The following is a 12,381-nucleotide window of genomic DNA, read 5'->3' on the forward strand; positions in this document are numbered from 1 at the left end:
GCATGTCAAAATCACCCCTCATCCACCGTCATTCCGCTCTCGCCCGTTTCAAAGCCAACGGCTTTCGGAATATGGCGGTGACTGTGATTGTGGGTTGGTTGCTGGTATTTGTGTTTTTACCCAACCTGATGATTATCGCCACCAGCTTTATGACCCGCGATCACGCCAGTCTGGTGAGCTTGGTATTCAGCACAGACAGCTACCGGCGTTTGTTTGATCCCTTATACGCCCAAGTATTGGGTCATTCATTATTGATGGCAGGCATCGCCACCTGTTTGTGTTTAGTGATTGGCTACCCGTTTGCCTTTATTATCGCCAAGCTTCCCGCACGCTGGCGGCCGATACTGCTGTTTTTAGTGATAGTGCCCTTTTGGACGAACTCTTTGATCCGCACTTATGCACTCAAAATAGTACTGGGCACCAAAGGCCTATTAAATACCGCCTTGTTGAGCATGGGGTTAATTGAGCAGCCGCTGCGCATTATGTTTACCGAGATAGCCGTGATTATTGGTTTGGTTTATATCTTGTTGCCCTTTATGGTACTGCCTTTGTATTCGGCCATTGAAAAGCTCGATGGTCGTTTATTGGAAGCAGCTCGGGATTTAGGCGCTGGCGCCATGGCGCGGTTTTTTCGCATCATACTGCCGCTCACCTTACCCGGCATAGTGGCGGGTTGCTTGCTGGTATTTTTACCGGCGCTGGGGATGTTTTATATTTCTGATTTATTGGGCGGCGCAAAAAACTTGCTGATTGGTAACATCATTAAAACCCAGTTCCTTAATATTCGGGACTGGCCGTTTGGTGCGGCCACCAGCGTGACATTAACGCTACTGATGGCGGGGTTGATGTATCTGTATTATCGCGCCACTAAATTGCTGCATAAGAAGGTAACGCTTGATGATTAATTGGCTGAAAGGCAGCTTTTTATTATTGGTGTTTGCTTATCTGTATATTCCGATTGGAGTTTTGATTGCTAACGCCTTTAACCGCTCTAAGTTTGGCATTCGCTGGGAAGGCTTTACCCTAGAATGGTTTAGTCGCTTGGCCAATAACGCCAGTTTAATGGAAGCGGCGCGCCACTCGCTCACTATCGCCCTGCTCTCTGCATCGGCGGCTGCCTTAATTGGAACCTTGGCGGCGGTGGCGTTATATCGCTATCGTTTTCGCGGTAAAAAGTTTGTGGGCGGCATGTTGTTTGTGGTGTTGATGTCGCCAGACATAGTAATGGCCATTTCCTTGCTGGCATTGTTTGTTACCTTAGGAATAGCACTGGGCTTCTGGTCGTTATTATTTGCGCACATTACCTTTTGCTTGCCGTTTGTGGTGATCACAGTGTACTCACGCCTTAAAGGCTTTGATGTGCGTATGCTAGAAGCGGCCAAAGACTTAGGTGCCAGTGAAGCGGTGATTTTTCGACGCATCATTTTGCCTTTGGCCGCGCCTGCTATTGCTGCGGGCTGGTTATTAAGCTTTACTCTGTCGTTGGATGACGTAATAGTGAGCTCGTTTGTCACGGGCCCCAGTTATGAAGTGTTACCGTTAAAAATATATTCCATGGTCAAGGTCGGCGTGTCGCCAGAGGTTAACGCCTTAGCTACGCTTATGCTCGGCCTGTCGTTAGTGCTGGTAGTCGCTGCACAACTGCTATTAAGGAAAAAACATCAATGAAATTAACTTTAGCTCCTCGGTCCTTAACTACATTAGTCCTACCGTTGACCATCGCCATGGCCGCCAGTTTTCCGTTGATGGCCCAGGCTCAAGAGCGCTTATCTGTGTATGCTTGGGCGGAATATTTACCCGATGAAGTCTTGCAGGCGTTTACCAAAGAAACCGGTATTAAGGTAGATTACGGCACCTTTGATTCTAACGAAGCCTTATATGCCAAATTAAAATTACTGCAAACCAGCAAAGCCAAAGAAAGTTACGATGTGATTTTTCCTTCTAGCTACATGGTGAGCAAGATGGCGCGCGAGGGCATGTTACAGCCGCTCGATAAAGCTCAGCTGCCAAATTTTGAGCAGTTAGATAACAGCATGCTGAACAAGGATTTTGATGCTAATAATAAGTACAGCATGCCCTATGCGTTTGGCAGCACGGCCATTGCCATCAACCGCGATGATTTGCCCGATACCAAAATGACGTCTTGGCAAGACTTGTGGGATAAAAGCTGGAAAAATCAGTTGATGCTCACGGATGATATTCGTGAAAGCTTTCAAATGGCATTGTTAACGCTTGGGTTTTCCGCTAATAGTAAAGATCCCGCCGAGATCAAAGCGGCATACGAAAAACTTCAACCTCTGCAAGCCAACGTGCTGCTTTATAACTCGGATAATCCACGCCTGCCCTACGTGACTGGCGAAACGTCATTGGGTTTATTATGGAGTGATCAGGCGTATAAGACGCAGCAAGACGGCATAGCACTGGAATACGTGTATCCTACTGAAGGCGCAATTTTTTGGGTCGACAGTGCTGTGATCCCGGCTAACGCAAAATCCGTGAGTGCTGCGCACCAGTTCTTAAACTTCTTGATGCGCCCAGAAGTGGCGGCTCAAGTGATCCAAGAGTTGGGTATTGCCGTGCCAAATCAAGGCGCTAAGCCGTTATTGCCAAAAGAGGTCGCCGAGAATCAAGTTTTGTTCCCGAGCGCTGAGCTCATTGAGCAAGGTCATTTTCAAGATGACTTAGGTGATGAGGTGCTGGCCATCTATGAAGATTACTGGGTAAAGCTGCGCTCTCAGTAAGCGCCAAGCATAGCTGCTAAATCAAAAAGCCCGCGATTGCGGGCTTTTTGTTAATCGAAAACCAAACCGGGCCGAAGTCCTCTTCGCCGAAGAGACGGGCCCCTACCAAGACAGAGTAGACTCTTCTCCTCACGCCTCAGCCTTCTCTTCTCTTCTCACCTATTGTTAAGCAATTCTTCCACGTACTGCACCACCTCAATCGTGGCCGGTCCGTATCTGTGTTCGGCAAAGTGTGTTTTGCCTTGGCTGGGCTCTAAATTAATTTCTATGGTGTGGGCATTATGCATACTGGCTTCGTGAACTAAGCCGGCCGCCGGATAGACATTGCCCGAGGTACCAATGGAGACAAATAAGCTGGCTTCGCTTATGGCGTGATAAATCCTATCCAACAATAAGGGCATCTCACCAAACCACACGATATGCGGCCGTAAAGGCTCGGGAAACTGGCAACATTGACAGAGGTCGCTGTCATGTAACGCACCGGGCCAGTCCACAGTTTGATTACTATGAGGACAGCGCGCTTTTAACAATTCGCCGTGCATATGCAGCACATTTTTACTGCCAGCCCGCTCATGCAAGTCATCAATATTTTGCGTGACCAGCGTGACGGTACCGGGCCACTCGGCTTCGAGTTTCGCCAATGCAAGATGCGCCGCGTTTGGGCTCACGGTATGCAACAGCTCACGGCGTTCATTATAAAATTTATGCACTAATTTAGGATCGCGCGCGTACCCTTCTGGGGTCGCCACATCTTCAATGCGATGCTCTTCCCATAAGCCATCACTGGCTCTAAATGTTTTAATTCCTGACTCGGCCGAGATACCTGCACCGGTGAGGATCACTATATTACCTTTGCGCACAGGCCGCATACCTCTTGTTTTATAAGCGTATATTTAACTAACAGGCTAACAGTAAGCCACAGTACAAGCCAATACGCCCTTAGTCTTACCTAGGCAAAGTCGTACGTTATTCGTCGTACGCTGTACGTAAAAGATAAGCGGTGTTTCTCGTAAAGCGTACCGCGTTTAACGTATAGCATTTTGTTTGGCCAATAAAAAGCCAGGCACTGGGCCTGGCTTGGGGTTATTTATCGGCTGACTCGGATGCGTTCGGCGGCTCGATATTTTCTACTCTCGCTTTTAGCTTTTGCCCTGGTCTGAAGGTCACCACTCGGCGTGCCGAGATGGGGATATCTTCACCGGTCTTTGGATTACGCCCCGGCCGTTCGCCTTTATTGCGTAATTCAAAGTTACCGAAACCAGAAATTTTAACCTGTTCACCTTGCTCAAGAGCGAGACGTATTTCTTCAAAGAAGGCTTCCACCATCTCTTTGGCATCTCGCTTAGATAAACCTAAATCGGTAAACAGGTGCTCAGCTAAGTCGGCTTTTGTTAAGGCCATATTAATCCCTCAAGGATGCACTAAACTCATCCGAAAGTGCCGTTACAATACGTGCCACCGTATCGGCAATTTCTTTTTCTTCCAAGGTGCGATGGGTATCTTGCAACACCAAGCTCAGCGCTAAGCTTTTCTTGCCATCACTGATGCCAGCACCTTGGTATACATCAAACAAGTTTAATCCAACCAATTGATTTCCGCCAACTTTCCTAACTAAATCAAGGATGTCGCCCGCTGCTACTTGATTATCTACCACCAAAGCAAGGTCGCGACGGTTAGCAGGAAAGCGCGAAATATCGGCGGCTAAAGGTACATGGCGTTGAGTAATAGCGCTGAGCTCTACTTCAAACACATAAGCCTGAGACTTAAGGCCTAACTTTTTCAGTAAGCTCGGGTGCACGGCGCCAATCAAGCCCACTTGCTGACCTTGATAAAGCACGGCGGCCGACTGACCTGGGTGCAGGGCAGTAATGTCGGTACGCGCAAAACTAAAGTCCAGCTCATGGCCGCTTAACGCCAATAGCGTCTCAAGATCGCCCTTCATATCAAAGAAATCGCTGCCCTTCTCTACCATGTCCCAATGCTCTGCAGACACTGTGCCCAGCAGTAAACCGGCAAGTTTTGGCGTTTGCTGCACGCCATTTTCGGCGTTTGCGTCAGGCACAAAGGTTAAGCCCTGTTCAAATAAGCGCAGGCGTGGCTGCTGACGGTTTTGGTTGTACACCGCCGCTTGAATCAGACCTGGCCATAACGACACACGCATTTCTGACATGTCGGCGGAAATCGGGTTCGGCAATACCATGGTCTTAGCATCGGGGAACAGCAATTGCTGTTGGGTCGGATCCACGAAGCTATAAGTAATGGCTTCTTGGTAACCTAAATCCACTAGTGCATCTTTTAAACGATTCAGCGGAAGCTTAGCTTCGCGATGCGAAGACATGGTTAGGCCAGCAATCGGGGCTTGATTGGGAATATTGTTGTAGCCATAAACTCGGGCCACTTCTTCCACTAAGTCTTCTTCGATACTGATATCAAAGCGATAGCTCGGCACTACGGCCAGCCAACCCTCGGCTGTTTTAGTGACGGTTAACCCTAAGCGGGTCAGCATATCAGTCACTTGATCCGCATCTATATCGATGCCAATAGTGCGATTAAGCTTGGTATGGCGCAAAGTTACTGTATTGGCAGTCGGCAAGTCTTGCTCGGACAAAGCTTCAACGATGGGGCCCGCTTCGCCGCCACAAATCTCCAGCAATAAGGCAGTGGCGCGCTGCATGACTTTATGTTGCAGCTGATAATCCACGCCACGTTCAAAACGATGAGACGAATCCGTGTGCAAGCCATAACTGCGCGCACGGCCGGTAATGGCCAGCGGACTAAAGAAGGCACACTCTAACAATACGTCTTTGGTGGTGTCCGTCACGCCTGTGACTTTGCCACCAAAAATACCCGCCATGGCAATGGCTCGCTCTTGGTCGGCAATCACTAAAGTGTCGCTGTTTAAGCTCACTTCATTACCATCTAGGAGTGTGAGCTTTTCGTCTTGCTCGGCTAAGCGCACATTAATGGCGCCATTGAGCGTGGCAAGGTCGAAGGCATGCATGGGTTGGCCCCATTCGATCAGCACGAAGTTGGTTACATCAACCACGGGATCAATAGAGCGTATACCACTGCGGCGCAGCTTTTCTTGCATCCATAACGGCGTAGCTGCCTTTACATCAATATTCTTAACCACGCGCGCCAAATAACGCGGGCACGCATCAGGAGCATTTAAGCTCACTGCCACTTGGTCGTCGATACTGGCGGGCACGTCAGCAATCTCAGGCCAATTAACGGTGGCTTGCTTGAGTACGCCCACTTCACGCGCCACACCGGCCATGCTTAAGCAGTCGGCGCGGTTTGGCGTGAGGTCAATTTCTACAATACTGTCGTCGAGCTTTAAATACTCACGCACGCAGTCGCCAATCGGCGCATCGGCAGGCAGTTCAATAATGCCGCTCGAGTCTAAATCTATGCCAATTTCGCTGTAGGAGCAGAGCATGCCGTGGGATGCCTGGCCGCGTAGTTTGGCTTTTTTAATCTTAAAATCACCGGGCAACACGGCGCCGACTACGGCCACCGCAACTTTTAAACCGGTGCGACAATTTGGCGCGCCGCAGACGATATCGAGTAGCTCATCCCCACCCACGTTAACCTTGGTGACTTGCAGTTTGTCTGCATCGGGATGTGGGCCGCACTCCACCACTTCACCCACGACCACTTGATTAAAGTCACCGGCTACCGGTTCAATGCCGTCTACCTCTAGGCCTGCCATGGTAATAAGCTCGGCAAGCGCTGCTGTGCTAAGACCAGTGTTTACCCACTCGTCCAGCCATGATGTTGAAAATTTCATTTTTGCTCCAGCTGCTTAACCAAATTGCTTAAGAAAACGCAGATCATTTTCGAAGAAGGCGCGTAAGTCATTCACGCCGTAGCGCAACATAGTGAGACGCTCCACGCCCATGCCAAAGGCAAAGCCGCTGTAGCGTTCAGGATCGATACCGACCGAGCGCAATACATTGGGGTGCACCATGCCGCAACCCAGCACTTCTAACCATTTACCGTTTTTGCCCATCACGTCCACTTCGGCGCTGGGTTCGGTAAAAGGAAAGTGCGAAGGTCGAAAGCGTATTTCTAAGTCTTCTTCGAAAAAGTTATGCAAAAATTCGTGCAGCACACCTTTTAACTGGGCAAAGCTGACATTCTCATCCACTAACAGCCCTTCCACCTGATGAAACATAGGAGTATGGGTTTGATCGTAATCGTTACGATACACGCGGCCCGGCGAAATAATGCGGATCGGCGGCTGTTGCTGTTGCATGGTGCGAATTTGTACGCCAGAAGTTTGGGTACGCAGCATCAGCTTGGGATTGAAATAAAAGGTGTCGTGATCGGCGCGCGCCGGATGATGGGCGGGAATATTCAGCGCATCGAAGTTATGAAAATCATCTTCGATTTCTGGGCCTTCGGCCACCTGAAAACCCAACTCGCCAAAAAACGACTCTATGCGTTTAATGGTGCGCGTTACGGGGTGTAAACCACCGACTGATTGGCGACGACCCGGCAAACTGATGTCCAGCGTTTCTGATGCCAATTTTAGATTCAGTTCTGCCAACTGCAACGCTTCGCGTTTGCTGTTGAGGGCGTCGTTTACCGCTTGTTTGGCTTGGTTTATCACCTGACCGGCGGCAGGACGCTCTTCGGCGGATAACTTGCCGAGTGTCTTGGATTGTTCGGTAAAAATGCCTTTTTTACCCATGTAATGCACCCGGATGTCATCCAGTTCAGCTATGGTTGCGGCGGCCGAAATCTGTGCCTGTGCTTTGACGATTACGTCTTGCAGCTGATCCATGTATTCCTCGTCACTTGCCCGCCTAAAGCAGACACTAAATAATTTGAAGGGCTTGATAATAAAGGATTTATGCTTTTTTCGCTACCGTATAACTTAAATCCACGCAACAAAAAAGGAGGCCGAGGCCTCCTTTTTTAATTTATCGACTTAACGACTTATGCTGCCAACGCTTCTTTTGCTTTGCTAACCAAAGCGGTGAAGGTGGTTTTGTCGTGTACGGCGATATCAGCCAAGATCTTACGGTCGATTTCAACAGAGGCTTTTTTCAAACCATTGATGAAGCGGCTGTATGAAAGACCGTTCTGACGGCTTGCAGCGTTAATACGCGCAATCCACAGCTGACGGAACTGACGTTTTTTCTGACGACGGTCACGATATGCATATTGACCGGCTTTAGTTACTGCTTGAACCGCTACGCGATATACGCGTGAACGAGCGCCGTAATAACCTTTAGCTTGCTTTAGTACTTTTTTATGACGCGCGCGAGCGGTCACACCACGTTTAACTCTTGCCATTTTTTATAATCCTCTTAAGCGTAGGGCAACATTGATTGAACTTGTGCAACGTCAGACGCAGCAACTAAGTTAGTACCGCGCAAATGACGCTTACGCTTGGTGCTCTTCTTCGTGAGGATATGGCTGGTGTGTGATTGTTTACACTTAAAACCATTCGCGGTTTTCTTAAAGCGCTTTGCAGCACCTTTGTTGGACTTCATTTTCGGCATTGTAACTCCGCATTGTTAATAACAACAAACAGTCAAGGTGAGCTGGATAACAATTACCCAGCTACTTGTAAAACCTTACTGTTTTTTCTTTGGGGCTAGCACCATGACTGCTTGGCGACCTTCCATTTTCGGGAATGCCTCCACTACGGCTAATTCTTCTAAGTCCGCTTTAATGCGGTTTAGCAAATCAAACCCTAGGTCTTGGTGCGCCATCTCACGACCGCGGAACCGCAGTGTGATCTTGGCTTTGTTGCCCTCTTCTAAAAAGCGAACCAGGTTGCGTAGCTTTACCTGGTAATCGCCATCATCAGTGCCAGGACGGAACTTCATTTCCTTAACCTGAACCTGCTTCTGTTTCTTCTTCTGTTCTTTAGTCGCCTTGCTCTTCTCGTAGAGGAACTTCCCGTAGTCCATTAAGCGACACACGGGTGGCTCGGCATTGGGACTGATCTCAACTAGATCAACACCTGCAGTGGTAGAAATTTCTAATGCCTCTGCAATGGTGACCACGCCCATAGGCTCGCCTTCCAGGCCGACTAAGCGAACTTCTGGTAGTCGGATCTCTTCATTCAGTCGATTGCGAGGAGCTGGTTTGCTCCCTCTTTTAATGCCTTTTATAACCTATCCTCCACTGTTTTCTTTCCGCGAGTTTGGATTTCTTGCTTAATTAGCAAACTCAGCTCTTCTATATCGAAGACGCCTAAATCCAATCCTTTCCGGGTACGAACCGCTACTTTGCCGGCTTCGACTTCTTTGTCGCCACAAACCAGCATGAAAGGTACCCGCTTCAGAGTATGTTCGCGGATTTTAAAGCCTATTTTCTCATTTCTCAAGTCTGCTTTAGCTCTAATGCCAATATTATTCAAACTTTTGCTGAGATTGAGTGCGTAATCTGCCTGATTATCGGTAATATTGAGAACCACCACCTGAGTGGGGGCTAACCAAGTCGGGAACAGACCTGCGTATTCTTCAATGAGAATACCGATAAAACGCTCGATCGAACCTAGGATAGCACGGTGAATCATTACCGGCACATGGCGTTCGTTATCTTCGCCTATATAACTGGCGCCTAAACGACCAGGCAGAGCAAAATCGAGTTGTATTGTACCACACTGCCACGCGCGATTCAGACAATCGTGCAGGGTAAATTCAATTTTAGGGCCATAAAACGCCCCTTCGCCCGGCTGCAACACATATTCGATGTTGGCGGCGGTTAGCGCTTCTTGTAATGCCAGCTCTGCCATGTCCCAGGCTTCATCGCTGCCAATGCGCTCTTCTGGGCGGGTAGACAGCTTGACCGCGATATCGGTAAAACCGAAGGTCTTATAAGTGTCAAACACCAACTGAATACAATCTGATACTTCAGACTGAATTTGCGCTTCGGTACAAAAAATATGGGCATCGTCTTGGGTAAAGCCGCGCACCCGCATTAAACCGTGCAGCGCGCCGCTGGGTTCATTACGGTGACAGCTACCAAATTCGCCCATACGCAGCGGCAAATCACGGTAGGACTTCAAACCTTGGTTGAAGATCTGCACGTGGCCTGGGCAGTTCATCGGCTTAATGGCGTAGTCACGGTTCTCGGAGTGGGTGGTGAACATATACTCAGAATACTTATCCCAGTGACCTGAGCGCTCCCAGAGCACACGATCCATCATTAGCGGACCTTTTACTTCTTGGTAGTCATATTCACGTAGCTTGTCACGAACGAATTGCTCAAGCTCACGGAAAATAGTCCAGCCATCATGATGCCAAAACACCATGCCCGGCGCTTCTTCTTGCATATGATACAAGTCGAGTTGCTTACCGATGCGTCTGTGATCGCGCTTGGCCGCTTCTTCTAACTGCAACAAGTAGCCGTTCAGGGCTTTTTTATCGGCCCAAGCGGTGCCGTAAATGCGTTGTAGCATCTTGTTCTTGGAATCGCCACGCCAGTAGGCACCAGAGGTCTTTTGCAGCTTAAAGTGCTGACAAAACTTCATGCTTGGTACGTGCGGGCCGCGACACATGTCGACGTATTCTTCGTGATGATACAAACCAGGGCGGTCATCTTGGCTGACGTTTTGATCCAGAATTTCAATCTTGTACGGTTCATTACGCGCAGCAAAGGTGTCTTTCGCCTCTTGCCAGCTGACCTTCTTCTTGATCACCTGATAGTCGCTTTTCACCAGCTCTTTCATGCGAGCTTCTAACTTCACCAAGTCGTCTTCGGTCAAGGTGTGGTCAAGATCCACGTCATAATAGAAACCGTTGTCGATAACCGGGCCGATGGCCATCTTGGTCTGGGGCCATAATTGCTTAATGGCATGACCCAACAGATGTGCACAAGAGTGGCGCAAGATGACTAGGCCATCTTCATCTTTCGCGGTAATGATGGCCAGCTTAGCGTCGTTTTCTATCAACTCACAGGCATCAACCAATTGGCCATCAATGCGACCAGCGATACAGGCTTTGGCAAGACCAGGGCCGATATCGAGGGCGACGTCCATCACGGAAACCGCATGATCAAAATGGCGTTGGCTACCATCGGGAAGGGTAATTGTCGGCATGAAAAATCCTTAACAGTGGTGCACCCTACCAAAGCGCACGTGTAATATATAAAAATGAACCTGTAGCTGATGGGTCTTTAGCTAAGAGCAAGCTTCATTACGGCTCAACCGTCTGACGTACTCTGTCAGCGTCGCACATATTAGACCTAGGCTATGCACTTAAAACCATGAACTGCGGCTTAAGCCAGCCTAGCCTTGATGGCATAAGTTGAGGGCGGGTATTTTAGCAGAACTGGCTACTATCGACCATGCTAGAACAGCCTTAAATCGTGGCTTTTTGCGACGCTTGTTCTTTAAGCCAAATAAAACGGCTGTGCGGGACATACAGTAAGTCTGCCACTTGGCGAATCACCCCCTCTTCTTCCGGATCCAGATACGCATCAATAAAGGCTAACTGCCAAAGCGAATACAACAGCTGTTCGCGCTCATTAATCGGTAAGTTTTTTAGCTCAGTGGTAAATTCATACAAAGACACCACATCCTGTTGCTTAGCTAAGCACTCGGCTAACAACTGTTGTATTTCTTGGGGTGTTTGCTGGGTTAAGCGCTGCAGTAATTGGCTCATGCGCGCCTGTTCTTCGGGGCTGGCCTCGCCATCCGCTAACATCACCTCCGCTAATAACGCGGCCATGGCCATGTCTTTACTGGGGCCCGTTGAGGGCTTTTGTGCTTCTAAGGTAAGTAACTGTTTAAGTTTGTTGAGCATCAGCATTCCTTATTAATGGGTTAGCCTTTTGATGGTTGCTCATGTATATCAGGATGTAAACCCTGAGCCAAAAACTATTATTAGCAAATTTAAGGAGCCCAAATGTCGTCTGAAGTGGTGTTAATTACCGGTGCAGCCAAACGGATTGGTGCTGAAATCAGCCGGCACTTACACAGCCTTGGCTATCGATTAGTGCTGCATTATCACCACAGTGAAACGGCCGCTCTTTCCTTGCAGCAGCAACTCAATGATCGGCGTGCTAACAGCGTGCAGCTAGTCTGCCAAGACTTGACTCAACTGCATGATATTGAGGCCATGGCTGGGCGAGTAATCGAGTGTTTCGGTCGCCTCGATGGCTTAGTGAATAATGCCTCTAGCTTTTATGCCACGCCCTTTGGTGACAGCACACCTGCCCAATGGCAGGATTTATTGGCGACGAATGCGGCGGCGCCCTACTTCTTATGCCAAGCTTTGGCGAAAAATTTACAGCTAAACCAAGGCGCGATTGTGAATATGGTCGATATTCATGCAGACAAAGGCTTAAGCCAGCACTTGATGTACAGCATGGCGAAAAATGCGCTCGCCACCTTGACCCGTGGGCTGGCCGCTGAGTTAGCCCCCCAAGTGCGCGTCAATGGTATAGCTCCGGGTGCCATCTTGTGGCCAGAGCAATCGTTAACTGCCGCGCAAAAACAGCAAGTATTAAGCAGCATTCCGATGCAGCGTTTAGGGGAAGCCCAAGAGATTGCCGAAACCGTGGCCTTTTTATTGTTCGGCCCGCGTTATATAACGGGCCAAATTATTGCGCTAGACGGCGGGCGTTCCAGCCAAGGCTTAAGCGAGGCGTGATCTAACAGCGTGAGGTGCAAGCC

13 protein-coding genes are annotated in these 12,381 nt (G+C 49.0%); 4 read left to right on the forward strand and 9 right to left on the reverse strand.

All coding sequences use genetic code 11. From position 1 onward, the window contains the following. The first annotated feature begins 2 nt into the window (after positions 1-2). From potB to R0134_RS07740, 3 genes are read left to right on the forward strand one after another with little or no spacing between them, the layout of a single operon-like run. Positions 3-905, forward strand: coding sequence for a spermidine/putrescine ABC transporter permease PotB (potB, locus tag R0134_RS07730; RefSeq protein ID WP_319784211.1), 903 nt, complete (start codon positions 3-5; stop codon positions 903-905). Next, a complete protein-coding gene (gene potC / locus R0134_RS07735; protein ID WP_319784212.1) occupies positions 898-1,668 on the forward strand; it encodes a spermidine/putrescine ABC transporter permease PotC in 771 nt (256 codons plus the stop codon). The genes potB and potC overlap by 8 nt, the downstream gene beginning before the upstream one ends. Then, positions 1,665-2,741, forward strand: a complete 1,077-nt coding sequence (locus R0134_RS07740; protein ID WP_319784213.1) for an extracellular solute-binding protein — start codon at positions 1,665-1,667, stop codon at positions 2,739-2,741. Before potC ends, R0134_RS07740 begins: the two co-directional genes overlap by 4 nt. 155 nt (positions 2,742-2,896) lie before the next feature. Here R0134_RS07740 and cobB read toward each other — a convergent pair whose 3' ends face one another. The 9 genes from cobB to R0134_RS07785 all read right to left on the reverse strand — a co-directional run bounded on the left by cobB (position 2,897) and on the right by R0134_RS07785 (position 11,509). Beyond that, entirely contained in the window at positions 2,897-3,610 is a 714-nt protein-coding gene (cobB, locus tag R0134_RS07745; RefSeq protein ID WP_319784214.1) for a Sir2 family NAD+-dependent deacetylase, read from the reverse strand. Positions 3,611-3,824: 214 nt separating this feature from the next. Further along, positions 3,825-4,142, reverse strand: a complete 318-nt coding sequence (ihfA, locus tag R0134_RS07750) for an integration host factor subunit alpha (RefSeq protein WP_087034318.1) — start codon at positions 4,140-4,142, stop codon at positions 3,825-3,827. A 1-nt stretch (position 4,143) separates the two neighbouring features. After that, complete coding sequence (gene pheT, locus R0134_RS07755) at positions 4,144-6,531, reverse strand: phenylalanine--tRNA ligase subunit beta (protein ID WP_319784215.1); 2,388 nt, start codon at positions 6,529-6,531, stop codon at positions 4,144-4,146. Between the two features lie 15 nt (positions 6,532-6,546). After that, on the reverse strand, positions 6,547-7,530 hold the full coding sequence (gene pheS / locus R0134_RS07760) for a phenylalanine--tRNA ligase subunit alpha (RefSeq protein ID WP_319784216.1): 984 nt from the start codon (positions 7,528-7,530) through the stop codon (positions 6,547-6,549). A gap of 155 nt (positions 7,531-7,685) precedes the next feature. Continuing rightward, on the reverse strand, positions 7,686-8,045 hold the full coding sequence (rplT, locus tag R0134_RS07765) for a 50S ribosomal protein L20 (protein ID WP_087034321.1): 360 nt from the start codon (positions 8,043-8,045) through the stop codon (positions 7,686-7,688). 14 nt (positions 8,046-8,059) lie between these two features. Continuing rightward, positions 8,060-8,254, reverse strand: coding sequence for a 50S ribosomal protein L35 (gene rpmI, locus R0134_RS07770; protein ID WP_087034322.1), 195 nt, complete (start codon positions 8,252-8,254; stop codon positions 8,060-8,062). 75 nt (positions 8,255-8,329) lie between these two features. Further along, positions 8,330-8,863 carry a translation initiation factor IF-3 gene (infC, locus tag R0134_RS07775; RefSeq protein ID WP_319784326.1) on the reverse strand — a complete coding sequence of 178 codons (534 nt, stop codon included), beginning with the start codon at positions 8,861-8,863 and terminating at the stop codon, positions 8,330-8,332. 5 nt (positions 8,864-8,868) lie between these two features. After that, positions 8,869-10,803 (reverse strand): threonine--tRNA ligase, encoded by a 1,935-nt coding sequence (gene thrS, locus R0134_RS07780; RefSeq protein ID WP_319784217.1) that lies wholly within the window; start codon positions 10,801-10,803, stop codon positions 8,869-8,871. 262 nt (positions 10,804-11,065) lie between these two features. After that, positions 11,066-11,509 (reverse strand): TerB family tellurite resistance protein, encoded by a 444-nt coding sequence (locus R0134_RS07785; RefSeq protein WP_319784218.1) that lies wholly within the window; start codon positions 11,507-11,509, stop codon positions 11,066-11,068. A gap of 102 nt (positions 11,510-11,611) precedes the next feature. Here R0134_RS07785 and R0134_RS07790 point away from each other — a divergent pair, with 102 nt between their 5' ends. After that, entirely contained in the window at positions 11,612-12,358 is a 747-nt protein-coding gene (locus R0134_RS07790; RefSeq protein WP_319784219.1) for a pteridine reductase, read from the forward strand. Positions 12,359-12,381 lie beyond the last annotated feature (23 nt).

Source organism: Oceanisphaera sp. IT1-181 (assembly GCF_033807535.1).
Taxonomy (GTDB): domain Bacteria; phylum Pseudomonadota; class Gammaproteobacteria; order Enterobacterales; family Aeromonadaceae; genus Oceanimonas.

Excerpts from the sequence above, each read along its gene's own strand:
- R0134_RS07790 (WP_319784219.1), top strand. The coding sequence starts at position 11,612 with ATGTCGTCTGAAGTGGTGTTAATTACCGGTGCAGCCAAACGGATTGGT.
- cobB (WP_319784214.1), bottom strand. The coding sequence starts at position 3,610 with ATGCGGCCTGTGCGCAAAGGTAATATAGTGATCCTCACCGGTGCAGGT.
- R0134_RS07785 (WP_319784218.1), bottom strand. The coding sequence starts at position 11,509 with ATGCTCAACAAACTTAAACAGTTACTTACCTTAGAAGCACAAAAGCCC.
- potB (WP_319784211.1), top strand. The coding sequence starts at position 3 with ATGTCAAAATCACCCCTCATCCACCGTCATTCCGCTCTCGCCCGTTTC.
- rpmI (WP_087034322.1), bottom strand. The coding sequence starts at position 8,254 with ATGCCGAAAATGAAGTCCAACAAAGGTGCTGCAAAGCGCTTTAAGAAA.
- ihfA (WP_087034318.1), bottom strand. The coding sequence starts at position 4,142 with ATGGCCTTAACAAAAGCCGACTTAGCTGAGCACCTGTTTACCGATTTA.
- pheS (WP_319784216.1), bottom strand. The coding sequence starts at position 7,530 with ATGGATCAGCTGCAAGACGTAATCGTCAAAGCACAGGCACAGATTTCG.
- rplT (WP_087034321.1), bottom strand. The coding sequence starts at position 8,045 with ATGGCAAGAGTTAAACGTGGTGTGACCGCTCGCGCGCGTCATAAAAAA.
- potC (WP_319784212.1), top strand. The coding sequence starts at position 898 with ATGATTAATTGGCTGAAAGGCAGCTTTTTATTATTGGTGTTTGCTTAT.
- thrS (WP_319784217.1), bottom strand. The coding sequence starts at position 10,803 with ATGCCGACAATTACCCTTCCCGATGGTAGCCAACGCCATTTTGATCAT.
- R0134_RS07740 (WP_319784213.1), top strand. The coding sequence starts at position 1,665 with ATGAAATTAACTTTAGCTCCTCGGTCCTTAACTACATTAGTCCTACCG.
- pheT (WP_319784215.1), bottom strand. The coding sequence starts at position 6,531 with ATGAAATTTTCAACATCATGGCTGGACGAGTGGGTAAACACTGGTCTT.